The 15,936-nt window shown below is 60.2% G+C and carries 12 protein-coding genes; 5 read left to right on the top strand and 7 right to left on the bottom strand.

Annotated elements, in window-relative coordinates:
• Positions 1–23: 23 nt before the first annotated feature.
• Positions 24–1,973: an LTA synthase family protein gene (locus AC07W4_RS06855; protein WP_495031930.1), complete on the bottom strand. Its 1,950-nt coding sequence runs from the start codon at positions 1,971–1,973 to the stop codon at positions 24–26.
• A 202-nt stretch (positions 1,974–2,175) separates the two neighbouring features.
• Between AC07W4_RS06855 and colR the strand changes: the two genes are divergently transcribed.
• From colR to AC07W4_RS06830, 5 genes are all read left to right on the top strand, one after another.
• Positions 2,176–2,859 (top strand): two-component system response regulator ColR, encoded by a 684-nt coding sequence (colR, locus tag AC07W4_RS06850; RefSeq protein ID WP_007985839.1) that lies wholly within the window; start codon positions 2,176–2,178, stop codon positions 2,857–2,859.
• Positions 2,849–4,123, top strand: coding sequence for a sensor histidine kinase (locus AC07W4_RS06845; RefSeq protein ID WP_495031929.1), 1,275 nt, complete (start codon positions 2,849–2,851; stop codon positions 4,121–4,123). The genes colR and AC07W4_RS06845 overlap by 11 nt, the downstream gene beginning before the upstream one ends.
• Before the next feature lie 154 nt (positions 4,124–4,277).
• The gene (locus AC07W4_RS06840; RefSeq protein WP_495031961.1) at positions 4,278–4,946 is read left to right on the top strand and encodes a class I SAM-dependent methyltransferase; all 669 of its coding nucleotides are present in this window, start codon (positions 4,278–4,280) and stop codon (positions 4,944–4,946) included.
• 4 nt (positions 4,947–4,950) lie between these two features.
• Positions 4,951–5,664: a lipopolysaccharide kinase InaA family protein gene (locus tag AC07W4_RS06835; protein WP_495031928.1), complete on the top strand. Its 714-nt coding sequence runs from the start codon at positions 4,951–4,953 to the stop codon at positions 5,662–5,664.
• 2 nt (positions 5,665–5,666) lie between these two features.
• Positions 5,667–5,894 (top strand): hypothetical protein, encoded by a 228-nt coding sequence (locus AC07W4_RS06830; protein ID WP_495031927.1) that lies wholly within the window; start codon positions 5,667–5,669, stop codon positions 5,892–5,894.
• A gap of 180 nt (positions 5,895–6,074) precedes the next feature.
• Here the strand turns inward: AC07W4_RS06830 and AC07W4_RS06825 are convergent, their stop codons facing one another.
• From AC07W4_RS06825 to AC07W4_RS06800, 6 genes are all read right to left on the bottom strand, one after another.
• On the bottom strand, positions 6,075–9,101 hold the full coding sequence (locus AC07W4_RS06825) for a multidrug efflux RND transporter permease subunit (protein ID WP_495031926.1): 3,027 nt from the start codon (positions 9,099–9,101) through the stop codon (positions 6,075–6,077).
• Positions 9,102–9,114: 13 nt separating this feature from the next.
• Positions 9,115–10,263: an efflux RND transporter periplasmic adaptor subunit gene (locus AC07W4_RS06820; RefSeq protein WP_495031925.1), complete on the bottom strand. Its 1,149-nt coding sequence runs from the start codon at positions 10,261–10,263 to the stop codon at positions 9,115–9,117.
• 201 nt (positions 10,264–10,464) lie between these two features.
• Positions 10,465–11,565 (bottom strand): DUF1513 domain-containing protein, encoded by a 1,101-nt coding sequence (locus AC07W4_RS06815; RefSeq protein ID WP_495031924.1) that lies wholly within the window; start codon positions 11,563–11,565, stop codon positions 10,465–10,467.
• Positions 11,566–11,579: 14 nt separating this feature from the next.
• Positions 11,580–12,644: an imelysin family protein gene (locus AC07W4_RS06810; RefSeq protein ID WP_495031923.1), complete on the bottom strand. Its 1,065-nt coding sequence runs from the start codon at positions 12,642–12,644 to the stop codon at positions 11,580–11,582.
• 27 nt (positions 12,645–12,671) lie between these two features.
• Positions 12,672–14,099 carry a di-heme oxidoreductase family protein gene (locus AC07W4_RS06805; RefSeq protein WP_495031922.1) on the bottom strand — a complete coding sequence of 476 codons (1,428 nt, stop codon included), beginning with the start codon at positions 14,097–14,099 and terminating at the stop codon, positions 12,672–12,674.
• Positions 14,100–14,501: 402 nt separating this feature from the next.
• Positions 14,502–15,851: an imelysin family protein gene (locus AC07W4_RS06800; RefSeq protein ID WP_495031921.1), complete on the bottom strand. Its 1,350-nt coding sequence runs from the start codon at positions 15,849–15,851 to the stop codon at positions 14,502–14,504.
• Positions 15,852–15,936: the final 85 nt, after the last annotated feature.

Genomic DNA, 15,936 nt, shown 5'->3' with positions numbered 1-15,936 from the left:
GGCATCAGCCCGGGGTGATTCGGTTAACGTTCGCCGACTTGACCAGCACCCTCCTTGGGCGCCTTCCAGCCAAGCAGCTGTTGCTTGAAGCCATAACTGGCGGTTTGGTAATAGGTGATTGCGCGGGTAATCAGCGGGTCATCGGCGGTCGACCGGGACTCGCGGCTTTCGGTCAGCGCGTCATCGTGACGACGCAATCCCTGGCGGGGGCTCAAAATCGCCAGGTCCTTGCCGTCGAACAACCCAAGGTGCTGGTAGTTACCGACCAACACCCGCGCTGGCAGCGGATTATCCTGCAACAGGTTACGTCCAAAGAATGTCGATTCATAATCCAGATTGAGCAGGCCCAGCAAGGTCGGCGCCAGATCGATCTGGCTGGCCAGTTGTGCCGTTTCCCGAGCTTCGATCAACTTGGGCGCATAGATGAACAATGGAATCTGATAGTTGTCGATCGGCAAGTCTTCCTTGCCGGCGCTGCCTGCGGTGTGGTCGGCGACAAAGATGAAGATTGTATTGTCGAACCAGGGTTTCTGGCGCGCCTGATCAAGGAATTGACCGATGGCGTAGTCAGTGTATTTCACCGCACCGTCACGGCCGTTGCCGGACTTGATGTCGATCCGGTTGTCCGGATAGGTGTAAGGGCGATGGTTGGACGTCGTCATCAGCTGCAGCAGGAATGGCTGTTGCCTGGCATAGTCGGCATCGGCCAGTTTCAGTGTCTGGTTGTAGAGATCTTCGTCTGCCATGCCCCAGGCATTCTTGAAGTGAATCTCCGACTCTTCGACGCTGCTCTGGTCCACGACGCGGTAGCCATTGCCGCTGAAGAACGCATTCATGTTGTCGAAATAACCGCGGCCGCCGTAGACAAACACACTGTCGTAACCCACGGCATTGAGTTGCTGGCCAAGGCTGGCAAAGCCGCTTTCACGACCCACGCGCTTGACGATCGAGCGACCGGGCGTCGGCGGGATCGCCAGGGTAATGGCTTCCAGGCCGCGATCGGTGCGGGTGCCGGTGGCGTAGAAATTATTGAAATACAGGCTCTGCTTGCGCAAGGCATCAAGGTTGGGGGTCAGGTTGCGGGTGTCGCCGTTGCTGCCCATGTACTTGGCGCTGAAGCTTTCAATGGTGACCAGCACGATATTGGGCTTGCGCGGGGTGCCTGGGTTATCGATTTGTCGGCGAATGTCCTGCGGGTCCTCACCTACGAAGCGGGCATTGGGTTCTGCCAGTTCGGCGCGAATCTGTTGGGCAACCACGGCCGCCGGCAGTGTGCTGTAGAACTGCGGGTAGTCCAGTTCGTTGTTACGGAATGCCGCGAAGAATTGATACGGACCATTGCTCGCCAGTTCGTTCTGATAGGCGTTGCCGCCCTGGGCGCGCGGGGCGTCCTGGCTGAGCAACTGCAGGCTCAGGCCGGCGACGATCAGCAAGCCGAGTGCATTCAGCAGGCGCCCACGCAACGGCGGCAATGGCGCATCGAGTGCGGCGTTGAACGCTTTACGCAATACAAGGCTCAGGACCACGGCCAGCACGGCGAGGATGCTCAGCAGCGTGCCGATCGGGTACGACTCAAGCAGGTTGTTCAGTACTTCGTCGGAATACACCAGGTAGTCGACGGCGATGAAGTTGAAGCGCACGCCGAACTCATCCCAGAACAGCCACTCGGCCACCGAGGTGAACAACATCGCGAACAGACTGACAGTCAGCAGACCTTGAAGAAACCAGCGATGGCCACGGGTGCGCCAAAGGGCCGGCGGGCACAGCAACAGGTAGAGCCCCATGGGCAGTGCCGCGTAGGCAATGAAACCCAGGTCGTAGAGCAGCCCGATACCGAACACCGACAGGAAGCCGCTACCGGCCTCATCCAGATGCGTGAGGAGCAGGACTGTTCGAGTCAGAAAAAATATCGCCAGCCAGATCCCGGTGACCAGCAGCAAAAAGCGCATGGGGGCTGTCTTCAAATAGTCCATTTTCTATATTCCTTGTTATCAATCGCGTGACAGTCTCCACTGGCCGCTGTTGTCAGCGTGTGAATCGATAGTGAAAAACTTGTCAATCTTACCTTTTGGTTGAGCAAATTGATTCACCCACGGCCTTCCCCTAGCCGTGAGCCACACTTGGCCTTAAGCTGCGCGGGCCACGACGGCCGTTACTGTGGACGGAGAGATACCCATGCGAATTCTATTGGTTGAAGACAACCGCGATATCCTGGCCAACCTGGCCGATTACCTGGGGCTCAAAGGCTATACCGTGGATTGCGCTCAGGATGGTCTGTCGGGCCTGCATCTGGCGGCCACCGAGCACTACGATTTGATCGTGCTCGATATCATGTTGCCCGGCATCGATGGCTACACCTTGTGCAAGCGCCTGCGCGAGGATGCTCGCCGCGAAACGCCGGTGATCATGCTCACGGCCCGCGATCAATTGGATGACCGTCTGCAAGGCTTCAAGTCCGGCGCCGATGACTACCTGATCAAACCGTTTGCCCTGTCAGAGCTGGCAGCGCGTATCGAAGCGGTCATGCGCCGTACCCAGGGCGGCGGGCGACGGACCTTGCAGGTCGGCGACCTGAGCTACGACCTGGACACCCTGGAAGTCACTCGCGAAGGCCGGTTGCTGAAACTCAACCCGGTCGGCCTGAAGTTGCTGGCCGTGCTGATGCAGAAAAGCCCTCATGTGCTGCGCCGTGAAATTCTTGAAGAGGCGCTCTGGGGCGACGACTGCCCGGACAGCGACAGCCTGCGCAGCCATGTCCACCAACTGCGCCAGGTGATCGACAAGCCTTTCGCCAAGCCATTGCTGCAAACCGTGCACGGTGTGGGGTATCGCCTGGCTGAGGGCCGTGATGGAGTTTAAGCAGAGCCTTGCTCAACGCATCATCATTGCCTTTGCGCTGATGAGCGCACTGGTGGCGGGCGCCTTTGCCATGGGCATCGTGGCGACCGTGCACCTGGTGGAGGAAAAGCTGATTTCGGCCGGTCTGGGCGGCGATTTGCAGCGTCTGTTGTTGATGGACAATGTCACGGACTGGAGCCACCGCCCCGAACCGGACCAATTGTTCTACTTCAGCAACGGGCCGGGCGATTTCAGGTTGCCCAAGGATTTGCGGCACCTGGAGCCGGGTTTCCACGAAGTGTTCCGTGAAAACCTGTCGTACCACGCCATGGTCGAAATCGTCGACGGCCGACGTTACGTGCTGTTACAGGACCAGAGCGACTTCGAAGAGCGTGAACGGGTGCTGTTTGCCGTGGTGCTGGTGGGTTTCGTGCTGAGTCTGGCACTGGCGGTGTTTCTTGGCTGGGTGCTGGCACGCAGGGTCATGGCGCCGGTGGTGCGGCTGGCCCGCCAGGTGCGCCATCGCGATCAACTGCTGGGCTTGGCTCCCCCCTTGGCGCCGGATTACGCCGCTGACGAAGTGGGCGAACTGGCCGTGGCCTTCGACGCCACCCTCGGACGCTTGCGTCAGGCCCTGAACCGAGAGCGTTTGTTCACCAGCGACGTCAGCCACGAATTGCGTACCCCCCTGATGATCCTGGCCAGTTCCTGCGAGTTGCTGCTGGAAAACCCAGGTATCGATCAGCGCGGTCGCGCTCAGGTCGAGCGTATTGCCCGGGCATGTGAAGAAATGCGTGAGCTGGTGCAAACCTTCCTGATGCTGGCCCGTGCCCAGCGCGAAGACGCCAGCATGTCGCCGCAGCAGTCCCTGGGCCAGGTGGCCGAGGACCTGGTCGGTCTGTGGCGCGAACCTATCGAAAGCAAAGGGTTGGAACTGATCTTCGAACCGGGCGTCCCCGAGGCCAAGGGTTACAACGCGACGTTCCTGCATGCGGTAATGGGGAACTTGCTGCGCAACGCCTTGCACTACACCGAACGGGGCTTCATTCGCTTGAGCCTGACGGGCACGGGATTTCTGGTCGAAGACAGCGGTGTGGGCATTCCCGAGGAAAAACGCGAGGCGATGTTCGAACCCTTCGTTCGGGGCACTGAAAAGCGCGGGGAAGGTTTGGGCCTGGGGCTTTCACTGGTGCAGCGGATCTGTGAAAACCAGGGCTGGAGCGTCAGCCTGACTACGATGGAGCCCAGTGGCTGCCGTTTTCAGGTGGAGCTGTCCCGAACTTGATCTGTTGTGTCAGGCGCCCGGCAAACCCTATCAATTCTGAAAAACCCTGTAATACTTCCGGGTTTCGCCTAACGATATTTTCACAAATGGATGACCAGTCGTCGACACCGCAAAATCTAAGGTAGTTGCTATCAGAAGTTCAGGAGACCTGATGATGGACGGCCCGATCAAACTCGATTTTTCGGAAAAGTACGACGATCAACACGCGCAACGCTATTTGCGCAAACACAAGGAAGGTCTCGGCCGTCAATTGTCCCATTGGCGTGACGAGCAAATGGCGCGTAAGGCGCTGGCCCGAGTTGGCGAACCTGGTCTGGTCCTCGATTTACCTTGTGGTGCAGGACGTTTCTGGCCCTTGTTGGCGGAAAAATCCAACCGTGTGATCATCGGTGCCGATAATTCGGAGTCCATGCTGAAGATCGCAATCCAGGCGCAACCTGTCGATGTGGTGAAACGGGTACAACCCTTGCACACATCCGCATTCGACATCGCCTTGCCGGACAACTCCGTCGACAGCATTTTTTGCATGCGATTGCTCCACCACATTGGTGAAGCCGAGCATCGCATGGCTATTTTGCGTGAATTCGAGCGGGTTTCCCGTGATAGCGTGATCCTTTCGCTGTGGGTCGATGGCAACTTCAAGGCCTGGAAACGCAAGCGTTCGGAGAAAACCCGTGGGCAGGAAGGTTACCAAAACCGCTTTGTGTTACCGGCCGCTACCGTAGAAAAGGAATTTGAGCAGGCGGGTTTCCGCATCCAGGAACAACTGGACTTTTTGCCGCTCTATGCCATGTGGCGAGTTTATGTATTACGCAAGAGGTAACAGGATGGCAGTGCAGTGTGCAGCAGAAACGGAAGTCGTTCCCCAGGACCGCTTCGATTACTTCTGGAATCAGCGCGGTGAATGGGTTGAAGAACCCAACGTCCGTCGCGGCGGGGAAAGCGGCGTTCAACGCCTGATGGGCAGTGATGGTCAATTGCTCTACGTCAAGCGCCAGACCGGGCATATCCATCGTAGCTTGCAGCACCCTTTCGGGCGGCCTACGGTAATGCGCGAGCATGCTGCGCTCATAGGCGTGACCGCGCTTGGCGTACGGGTTCCGGACATCGTTTTCTGTGGCGCACAGCGCGATCCTGTACACAAGTGGCGTGCCTTGCTGGTCACCAAGTCGCTGGACGGCTACGAGGAAATCGATCGCTGGTACGCCGGTGGCGGTCGCGAGCGTCATGGTGAAGCCATAAACGATCGAGTGCTCAAGGACCTGGCTGAAAACCTGGCTCGCATGCACAAGGGCCACTGGCAGCACGGTTGTCTTTACGACAAGCATGTTTTCGTTCGCGTGACCGGTGAGGGCGAGACGGCCAAGGTCGAGGTTGCCCTGATTGATCTGGAGAAATGCCGACAGCGTTTGACCGCCAATCGCGCGGCTGTCCATGACTTGAAGCAGTTGCGTCGCCACTCGTCGTTCAGCGATGCAGACTGGAAAAAGCTCATCTACTTTTATGAGACGGCGTTTGGCAGCGCTATCAAGGGTTTATAGCGATGAAACTCGAAATTGCACGAGGTTTGTTTCTGGTAGGAGCCTTGGCAGTTGCATCGATCGCGATGGCAACCTGGGAGCAACCACGCCCCCAGGTTCTCAGCTCGATAAACGCAGAAGAACATTGTCCGTTGCCACGGGTTGCCAAGGCATCCGTGTCCACTCGACCCGATCATGACTTGTTGCTGTTCATGTTCGGTCTTTCTCAGGGATTGAGGCCGCAGAATTGAACCGATTGAAGCCAAAATGAAAGGCCTCGCTGATGCGAGGCCTTTTTTTGCCCTGACGTCCAAACATGCACGATTCAATGTGGGAGCGGGCTTGCTCGCGAAAGCGGTGTGTCATTCAACCAGTAAGTCGACTGATCAATCGCTTTCGCGGGCAAGCCCGCTCCCACAGGTTTTTCTACATCAGGGCTTATCCGGTTTGGCCAGCACCGTGTAGACGCACGGCAACACAAACAGGGTGAACAGCGTCCCGATCGACATGCCCGTCGCGATGACCGTGCCGATGTCGAACCGGCTGACCGCACCAGCACCGCTGGCGATGATCAATGGCACCATGCCAAACACCATCGCCGCGGTGGTCATCAACACCGGACGCAGCCGGATGGCCGCCGCTTCCTCCACCGCTTCCCGTGCGGTCAGGCCCTTGTCCTTGCGTAGCTGATTGGCAAACTCGACGATCAGGATGCCGTGCTTGCTGATCAGTCCGATCAAGGTCACCAGCCCGACCTGGGTATAGATGTTCATGCTCGACCACCCCAGGAACAGCGGAATCAATGCGCCGCAGATAGACAGGGGTACGGTGACCAGGATCACCAGCGGGTCGCGGAAGCTTTCGAACTGGGCCGCCAGCACCAGGAAAATGATCGCCAGTGCCAGGGCAAAGGTGACCCACAGGGCACTGCCTTCCTGTACGTACTGCCTCGATGCGCCGGCGTAGTCGAAAGCAAAGCCGGCGGGGGCCTCTTCCCGGGCGATCTGGCGCACGAGGTCGATGGCTTCCCCCATGCTCACCAGCGGCACGCCGGACAGGATGGCCGAGTTGAGTTGCTGGAACTGGTTCAGCTGCCTCGGTCGAGCGCGGTCGGTGACGGTGATCAGGGTCGACAACGCCAACAGTTCACCCTTGGTGTTTTTCACGTAGTAATTGTTGAGCCAGTCCGGATTGTCACGGAACGGCCGCTCGACCTGGGCAATGACCTTGTAGCTGCGACCTTCAATGGTGAATCGGTTGATCTCGCCTTCACCCAGCAGGGTCGCCAGGGTTCCCCCCAGGTCCTGCATGGAAACTCCCATCTGCGCAGCCTTGGCGCGGTCGATATCCACCACTACCTCCGGCTTGTCGAAGGCCAGGTCAACGTGGACAAACGCAAACTTGCCGGATTCCTTCGCACGTTTTTTGACCCGGTCGACCACCTGCAGCAGCAATTCGTAATCGTTGGCGGAGTTGATGACGAACTGGAACGGCACGCCTTCGCCGGTGCCCGGCAGTGACGGCAAGTTGAAGCCGAAGATCTGCAGCCCCGGGATCTTTTCCAGTTTGGCCTGTACCTCGGGCAGGATCGCCATTTGCGTTCGACTGCGATCGTCCCATGGCTTGAGCAGGAAACCGCCGATGCCCGATTGCACGCCGTTGAAGCCGTTGATCTGGAACGACGAGTAGTACTCGGGAAACGCCTTGAAGATCGAGACGAATTCGTCGGTGTAGGTGTTCAGGTAGTCGAGGTTGGTTGGTTGCGGGGCGTTGGCAATCATGAAAATGATGCCCTGGTCCTCATCCGGCGCCAGTTCCGATTTGGTGAAATTGAGAAGGACCGGGATCAGGCACAACACGATCACGGCGAACACCAGCACCACCGGGCGGGTGTTGAGGGTGCCGTGAAGCAGGCTCTGGTAGCGGCGCTTGAGGCGTTCGAAAATCATGTCCAGGCGATGGGACAGACCGCTGGGATTCTCGTCGTGACGCAGCAGAAACGCACACATCATCGGCGACAGGGTCAGGGCGACGATACCGGAAATCACCACCGCGCCGGCCAGGGTCAGGGCGAACTCCTTGAACAGCGCCCCCGTCAGGCCGGTCAGGAAGCCGATCGGTGCGTACACCGCCGCCAGGGTGATGGTCATCGAAACCACCGGCATGGCGATTTCCCGGGCGCCTTCAATGGCGGCCTCGAGCGGTGTCTTGCCTTCCTCGATGTGACGGTGAATGTTTTCCACCACCACGATGGCGTCATCCACCACCAGGCCGATGGCCAAAACCATCGCCAGCAGGGTGAGCAGGTTGATCGAGTACCCCATCATCTGCATGAAGAACATGACGCCGATCATCGACAGCGGGATGGTCACCACCGGGATCACCACCGAGCGCAGGGCCCCGAGGAACAGGAACACCACCACGATCACGATCAGCACCGCTTCGAACAGGGTCTTTACCACTTCGTCGATCGAAGCCTGGATGAACAGGGTGGCGTCGTAGGCGATTTCACCTTTCAGGTTCGGCGGTAGCTGGGCCTCCAGGTCCGGCATGATCTTGCGCACTTCCTTGATCACTTCCAGCGGGTTGGCGCCGGGCGTCGCCTTGATGCCGATGTACACCGAAGGGGTGCCGCCGAACGAGCTGATGGAGTCGTAGTTTTCCGCCCCCATTTCCACACGTGCCACATCCCGCAGCAGCACACGGCTGTCGCCATCGACCTTGAGCGGAATTGTCCCGAAGGCTTCGGCGGACTTGAGTTCGGTATTGGCGTTGATGCTGGTGACTACGTATTCGCCCTTCACCTCGCCGGCGGCAGAGAGGAAGTTGTACTGGCGCACCGCGTTGGTCACATCGCTGGCACTGAGGCCGAATCCCGCCATTTTCATCGGGTCCAGCCACAGGCGCATGGCAAATACCTGGTTACCGAGGATCTCGGCTTCGGCCATGCCGGGCAAGGTCGCCAGCTTGGGCTGGATCACCCGTGACAGATAATCGGTAATCTGCGGGTTGCTCAACTCCTTGCTGAAGTAGCTGATGTACATCAGCACTGACGCATCGGCAGACTCTTTGCTCAGCACCGGGTCTTCAGCGTCCTGGGGCAGCTGGTTCTTGACCTCGTTGGCCTTGGCCAGCAGCTCGGTAAACAGACGGTCGCTGTTGGAGCCGACGCGCGCGTAGATCGAGATCACCGAGAAATTCTGGCGACTGACCGAGGTCATGTAGTCGATGCCCTCAGCGCTGGCCAGGCTTTGCTGCATCGGTTGGGTGATGTAGCCCTGGATGGTCTCGGCGTTGGCCCCGGGGTAGGCGGTGGTCACCGTGATCAGGGCGTTTTCCATTTGCGGGTACTGGCGTAGCGGCAGCTTGCTCCAGGCCTGGAAGCCCAGCAGCACGATCAACAGGCTGACCACGGTAGCGAGAACCGGACGGCGGATGAACGGGTCGGTAAAAGCCATGGGAATTCCTTGATCAGTCCGCGCGTGGCGGGCTGTTCTGCCCGGCCAGGGTCTTGTCGTCGCTGATGGCAACGCGTGAGCCGTTATCCAGTTTGAGCTGGCCGGCGGTCACCACTTTCTCGCCGCTCTGCACACCTTTGGTGATCATCACTTGCCCGTCGCGGCGTTCACCGGTCTCGACAAAACGCCGTTCGGCGATCAGCACCGGCTGGCCCTTGTCGTCCTTTACCAGGCTGCCATCCTCGGCCTTCTTTGGTGTGGCCACATACACCGAGTTGCCGTAGAGCGTGTAGGTAATCGCGCTTTCCGGTACCACGATGCGCGGCTGCGGGTCGGGCAGGAGCACCTGGAGGCTGGCGAACATGCCTGGCATCAACTTGCCATCGGGGTTGGCCAGGGTGGCGCGCACCTGCACGTTACGGGTGCTGTTCTCGACTTTAGGGTTGATTGCACTGATGGTGCCGGGGTACTCCAGGGTCGGATACGCCGCGACAATGACCTGCACCGGCTGGCCGAGCGCAATCTTCGGCACCGACTGCTCGGGCACGAAAAAGTCGACGTACAGACTACTGAGGTCTTGCAGGGTGGCGATCATGGTGCCGCTGGCCACATAGTCGCCGACGTCCACCTGACGAATGCCGATGGTGCCGCTGAACGGCGCGATGATGCGTTTTTTCTCGAGCGCGGCCTTGAGCTGATTGACCGTGGCCCTGCTTTTTTTCAGGACCGCCGAGAGTCGGTCGAACTCACCTTTGGAAATCGCCTGGCTGCCCACTAGCTGGCTGCCACGGTTGTAGTCCAGCTGGGCCAGCCCGAGGTCGGCCAAGGCGGTTTCGAGCAAGGCGCTTTCCACGGCGCTGTCGAGCCGGACAATGGGCTGACCGGCCTTGACCTTCTGCCCTGACTCGAACTGGACGTCGATGACGGTGCCATCGGTCTCCAGGCTCAGGTCCACGCCCTGCAATGCCTTGAGCGTGCCAACGGTGGGCAGACGGGCTTGCCACGGGCGCTCGGTGGCGGTGGCCACGGCAACGCTGATGGCCGGCCGGGGCACAGAGAAGCCTTGAACCATCGTGTAGATCGAGAAGGCTTTGTATGCAGCCAGGACCAGCACAATCAGTAGAACCACACCCAACATGATCAGCATGCGGCGACGCAGCATATTCCAGTTCCTTGGAGAGAATCAGGTGAGACAGCGGGGCACATTACCGGGAGTGTAGAGGGTAATCCAACTGCCGTTTTTACAGGTTATGAGGTATTAGAGGGGTGAAAGCCTGAAAAGATTCGCCGCTTCGGGTCGCGCCTGCGGGGTATACGTCATCCCGATGCAGGCGTGGCCCAGGGGGGCGATCTTTTCAATGATTCAGGCCATCAGGTGCAGATGGTTGTCCCAGAGCCCTGCGGGTAGCTCCAGTGGTTTCGCGACCAGGTTTGTCTGGCGGCAGTCGTAGTAGCGGCAGCGCCCCTGGCCCGAGGTCACGACAAAACCATCGGCCACGGCACCGACCCCGGCGCAATCGGGCAGTGGCGCGTCAAGGCGTACCTCACCGCTGTCCAGGTCCCAGATGAAAAAGCGGTTGCCCCGCGGTGCGGTCAACGCCACCAGGCGCAAGTCGCTGTGTACCGCGACGCTGGCGGTGTAGTGCCCCATGGACTGCAACTGGTGCTCGGGCACCGGGAACGCGACGAAGGGCTGACCGGGCCGCTTGATCGCCAGCAACTCCGACGACTCGTGAGCCGCGCCCATGAACTGCTGGCTGGCGACGATGGTGCCGTCGCTGGCGATGGCCAGATGACGCACGCTGTTCATCTGCTGGGCGAGGGTTTCCTTGCTCAGCAGGGTGCCGTCACGGTGCATCAGGACCAGGCTCGGTTCCATGGCGTTGAGATTCATCTCCACCCGGCTTTCGGCCTCGGTGCGAATCCCGCCGTTGGCCACCACCAGGGTTTCGCCATCGGGCATCCACGACACCTGGTGCGGACCGAGGCCGTGGGTGGAAATCTCACCGCTGTGCGCCAGCCGTTCGCCTTCGAATCTGTACACGCCGAGCAGGCCGCGACCCGGATCGGTGGTGTCGTTTTCGGTGGCGTACAGCCAGTCGCCGCTGTGGTGAATGACCGCGTGCCCGTAGAAGTGCCGGTTCGGCTGTGACACCAGGGTTTGCAGGAGTGCACCGTTGCGCAGGTCGATCAGGTAGCTCTCGGTCCCCGGACGGCGAGCGACGAACAGCGCGACCGGCAGTGTCGGGTGGTTGACGATGTCGTGGCAACGCTGGCCGACCTGGGTGGCAAACACCTGGGTACCATCCAGACGATAACCGACGGCGTAATGCTGGCCGTCGGTATCGTCCCGTGCCGAAAGCAACAACGGACTCTTGTCCTTTTGCCTGAACAGCTTCCAGCCGCCCAGCGTTACTGCACCCAGCAGCAAACTACCTAATGTCAGAACCTGGCGTCGCAGCATGGAACCGTCCCTCATCAGTCACCGTCGTTGGCGTTGAAGCCCAGTTGGATGCCCAGCGCCTTGGCCAGATCGGCCTCGTGCAGGCGGTGCACGACGTTGAGGCTGTCATACAGCTCGTTGAGTTGCTGGCGGCCGGCCTCGTCATTGAGCATGTCGGTCAACGAGCGCTGGTTGCCGGCGAACAGTTTCAGCGAGGCGGCATAGGCGGTGTCGATCTTGTCGGCCAACGGCTTCTGTTCGCTCGGCAACAGTCCGCGCAGGCCTTTGTTGTCCACACCTTCCCAGACCGTTTTGGCGGCCGCGAGGCTGGCTTCCAGGCTGGTCAGGGAGGCCTGGCTACGCCATGCATCGGCCTGGAACGGTTGCGGCACGCCCTTGCTCTGTCGGCCCATTGGCGTGCCGAGTTTTTTCTTCAGGGTGTCGATGGCGGTGACTTGCACGCGCAGCAGGTCGGCGATCGCTTCGTGGGAGTCCGCATAGCGCTGGTTCGGGAACTTGCTCATTTGCGCGAGCATGCCGTCGGTGTTGTTCCAGGTTTGCAGAATCTCTTCGGCCAATTGCTTCTGGCGTTCACCGATGGCGACCAGCAGCGGGCAGTATTTGCTCTTCTGCTCAGGGTTGGCCACGTCAGGCTTGCTGTCGAACAGAATGTATTCGTAGGCCGAGAGACCCTGTACCACAACGCTGGACTTGGTCAGGGCGGCGGCATCGATTTGCGGCTGGGCGGTGACCAGTTGCTCGACCTGACGGCCGACCAGGTTTTTCTTGTCCGGCCAGAATTGCACTTGCCACGAACGGTTGCCTTCGGCCAGCGGCCCGATCAGCAAGGGTTGCAGCTCGGCCCAGGCTTTTTGTGCATGCAGGAAGTCGGCACGGGCGGTTTCCAGGTTTTCCTTGCCTTCGCAGTAGGCGAGGGCGCTGACCGCCAATTGACGGTCGGCTTCAACCCAGCGGGTGTAGGTCGGCAGGATCACCGACTTGGCGATGGCCGCCGACGTGACCGCTTGCGGGTCCTGGGGCGAGCAGGCGCCCAGGGCGAGGGCGGCAAGGCTGGTGAACAACAGTTTGGGACGGAACATGTCGGGCTCCCGCGAGTGGAATGCGTGTTAAAGGGAATTCAGGAACGCCAGCAACGCGGCGCGTTGCTCGGCATTGAAAGACAAAACCTGTTGCTGCGCCGCTTGTGCCTCGCCGCCATGCCAGAGCACGGCTTCGAGCAGGTTGCGGGCGCGGCCGTCGTGCAGGAACTGAGTGTGGCCGCTGACCGCCTGTGTCAGGCCGATACCCCACAACGGCGGGGTGCGCCATTGGCGGCCGCTGGCCTGGAACTCGGTACGGTTGTCGGCCAGGCCGTCGCCCATGTCATGCAACAGCAGATCGCTGTACGGGCGAATCACTTGATTGGCCAGTTCAGGTTCGGCGGCGTTGGCGGCGGTGGTGTATTTCGGTGTGTGACAGGACTGGCAACCGGCCTGATAAAACAGGGTCTTGCCGGCCAGCACTTCAGGGGCGTTAACGTCACGACGGGCCGGTACGGCAAGGTTGCGGCTATAGAACAGCACCAGGCGCAGAATGTTGTCGCTGACTTCCGGCTCGCCATTCGGGCCGTTGCCATTCGGTGCCTGCTTGCAGGCCGTTTGCGCTTCCGTGCAGTCATCAAAGGGTCTCAGGCTGGTCGTGAGGCCCATATCACCCGAAAACGCGTGAACATTTTGTTGATTGAGGTTCGGTTGTCCGGCTTTCCAGCCAAATCGTCCCAATACGGTCTTTTGCCGGGCGTCATCCCAGACCCGGTTCGGTTGCCCGCTGATGCCGTTGTTCGCCTTGGCCTGTGCTTGGGCATTGGCCAGTATCGCCTCGTCGGGAATCGCTTCGAGCAGGCCCAGGCCAATCATCGGCGGCGCCACGCGGGCCGAGAAACGGGTGTCGGGGTGCATCGGGCCGTAGCCCAGCTGGGTGATGTTCAGCCTTGGTTTGCGCAGCTCGACTTCGGTGCCGTCCTTGAAGCGAACCGGCACGGCGGTGTAATCGACCCGCACTTTGCCTTCGGGGGCCACGCCGGGGACGGCCATGTCCTGGAACTGGCCGCCGTAGACGGGCTCCGGCACCACGCCGAGCTGTTCGATGACCTTGGCATACGCCGGGGCGTCGGGAATCGACAGGCGTACCAGCATCGACACGGCGTTCACATCGTCGGGAGTCGGCGGATGGCCACGGCCGTCCTTGATGTGGCAGCCCTGGCAGGCATTGGTGTTGAACAGTGGACCGAGGCCATCGCGAGCGGTCGTCGTCGACGGGGCGATCACCCAGGGGCTGCGGAAGAAGCTGTTGCCGACACTGAAATCCACGCGCCGTGACGGCGGCAGGTTCGCCGAGGGCATGGAAAACGCGTTCTGATCGGTCTTGCGCACCGTCGCACTGCCGCCGGAGCGGGCTTCACCGGGTTCGGCCCGGGTGAATTTCGGGGCGTCATCGCAGGCACTCAGGCCCAGGGCCAGAAACAGTGCGGACAAGCGAAGAGGCAGCGAGGGCATCAGATATCCTGCAAGACGAGCAAAACGAGGGCGCAAAGTCTAACAGGGGATGGGAATTTGAATAAGAGGAATTATCGTTTGCTTGATGTGGGGCAGGTAATCCGGATGACACTGGACCCTGTGGGAGCTCGGCTCGACAAAAAAGGCGACCCGAAGGTTAATGCCGATCAGTTAAGCCACAACGCAATCTGTAGCAGCTGGCGTAGCCTGCGTCCGGCTGCGCAGCAGTCGTAAAATCAGAGTTCGCGGTACCTCAGAGAGATCGTGCGAGCCGGATTTACGACTGCTGCGCAGCCGGACGCAGCCTTCGGCAGCTGCTACAAGGTCGGCGTAGCGTTTGGGTTCGCCTAACTGATCGCATTAACCCAAAGGTCGCCTTTTTACTCACTCAGCCAGCGTTGATCAGAATTCGTGATCAGCGTTGTCCGGGTTCAGGTCGTTGATGCCCAGTTTGCCAGCAGCGGCTTCGATCGAACCGGTCTGCTTGACCAGGGAAGCGATGGCGTCACGGACGATCTGGTTGCCTGCGGTGTTGCCGGCAGCGATCAACTGGTCGTAGTGCTCACCCTTGTTGGCGTGGTCGACCATGACCTGAAGCTTGGCTTCGGTGGCGGCCAGGTCGTCTTTGAGCGCGGTGTCGGCAGCCGGATCGGCCTTCGCCACCAGGGACGACAGGCTGGCGCCGGTCATTTTGGTGCCGTCGACACGAGTGTATTCACCCAGGTACACGTTACGAATGCCCTTGGCATCGTAGAAGTGCGAGTTGTGGGTGTTGTCGCTGAAGCAATCCTGTTCGTCTTCCGGGGAGTTGGCTTCCAGGGAAACCTTCATGCGCTCGCCCGCCAGTTCGCCCAGGGACAGACTGCCCATGCCGAACAGCATTTTGCGCAGGCCGGTTTCAGCCGGTTCCGCTTCCAGGGTGGCGCGGTAGTTGTCGGCCACGTTCGGCTTCCAGTTACCGACCATTTCTTCCAGGTCGCTGACCAGCAGCTGAGTCACGGACTTCAGGTAGGCACGACGACGATCGTTGTGACCGCCGGTAGCGCCTTTGCCTTCCAGGTAGTCCGAAGCCGGACGGTTGCCGGCACCAGGGCCGGTACCGTTCAGGTCCTGGCCCCAGAGCAGGAATTCGATGGCGTGGTAGCCGGTGGCGACGTTGGCCTCGGAACCGCCCAGCTCGTTCAGGCTGGCGAGTTTTGCCGGGGTGATGTCCTTGACATCGACCTTGTCTTCGCCGATCTGCACTTGAGTGTTGGCAATGATGTTGGCAGTGGCGCCAGGGTTGCCCAGAGCGTGTTCGTAGGATTTGTCGACGTAGTCGATCAGGCCTTCGTCCAGTGGCCAGGAGTTCAGCTGACCTTCCCAGTCGTCAACGATGGTGTTGCCGAAGCGGAACACTTCGCTCTGCAGGTAAGGCACGCGAGCGGCAACCCAGGCAGCCTTGGCGGCTTTCAGGGTGTCGTCGTTCGGTTTGGCGAGGAAGGCGTCTACGGCGGTTTGCAGGGTCTTCGCGGTGGATTCGGCATCGCTGTAAACGGCGAAAACGATGTCGGCGTAATGGGCGACAACGGCTTTGGCGGCGGCTTCGTCGACTTTACCGGCAGCGGCAGGCGCAGCGGCTGGAGCAGCCGGGGCAGTCGCAGTGCTGGCAGCTGGCGCGGCAGCTTTTTCTTGGTCTTTGCCTTCGCCGCAACCGGCGAGGGAAATAGCGATGGCCAACAGACTGGCGGTAGCCAGAGGCATACGAATCATGGCGAACATCCTGCTTCGATAGGGGTGGAGTCGTGCTTGCACACGCAAAACTGCGACATAATGCAAATCTTTCGCATTATGTGTA

The sequence above is a fragment of the Pseudomonas sp. GW821-FHT02A08 genome (assembly GCF_059422045.1).
Note: the sequence above shows the minus strand (reverse complement) of the source record. Positions and strands in the feature narration are given on the sequence as shown.

Bases quoted from the DNA above. Each gene is read 5' to 3' on its own strand.
- AC07W4_RS06840 (WP_495031961.1), top strand. From the start codon at position 4,278: ATGGACGGCCCGATCAAACTCGATTTTTCGGAAAAGTACGACGATCAA.
- AC07W4_RS06805 (WP_495031922.1), bottom strand. From the start codon at position 14,099: ATGCCCTCGCTGCCTCTTCGCTTGTCCGCACTGTTTCTGGCCCTGGGC.
- AC07W4_RS06820 (WP_495031925.1), bottom strand. From the start codon at position 10,263: ATGCTGCGTCGCCGCATGCTGATCATGTTGGGTGTGGTTCTACTGATT.
- colR (WP_007985839.1), top strand. From the start codon at position 2,176: ATGCGAATTCTATTGGTTGAAGACAACCGCGATATCCTGGCCAACCTG.
- AC07W4_RS06845 (WP_495031929.1), top strand. From the start codon at position 2,849: ATGGAGTTTAAGCAGAGCCTTGCTCAACGCATCATCATTGCCTTTGCG.
- AC07W4_RS06800 (WP_495031921.1), bottom strand. From the start codon at position 15,851: ATGATTCGTATGCCTCTGGCTACCGCCAGTCTGTTGGCCATCGCTATT.
- AC07W4_RS06855 (WP_495031930.1), bottom strand. From the start codon at position 1,973: ATGGACTATTTGAAGACAGCCCCCATGCGCTTTTTGCTGCTGGTCACC.
- AC07W4_RS06815 (WP_495031924.1), bottom strand. From the start codon at position 11,565: ATGCTGCGACGCCAGGTTCTGACATTAGGTAGTTTGCTGCTGGGTGCA.
- AC07W4_RS06830 (WP_495031927.1), top strand. From the start codon at position 5,667: ATGAAACTCGAAATTGCACGAGGTTTGTTTCTGGTAGGAGCCTTGGCA.
- AC07W4_RS06835 (WP_495031928.1), top strand. From the start codon at position 4,951: ATGGCAGTGCAGTGTGCAGCAGAAACGGAAGTCGTTCCCCAGGACCGC.
- AC07W4_RS06825 (WP_495031926.1), bottom strand. From the start codon at position 9,101: ATGGCTTTTACCGACCCGTTCATCCGCCGTCCGGTTCTCGCTACCGTG.
- AC07W4_RS06810 (WP_495031923.1), bottom strand. From the start codon at position 12,644: ATGTTCCGTCCCAAACTGTTGTTCACCAGCCTTGCCGCCCTCGCCCTG.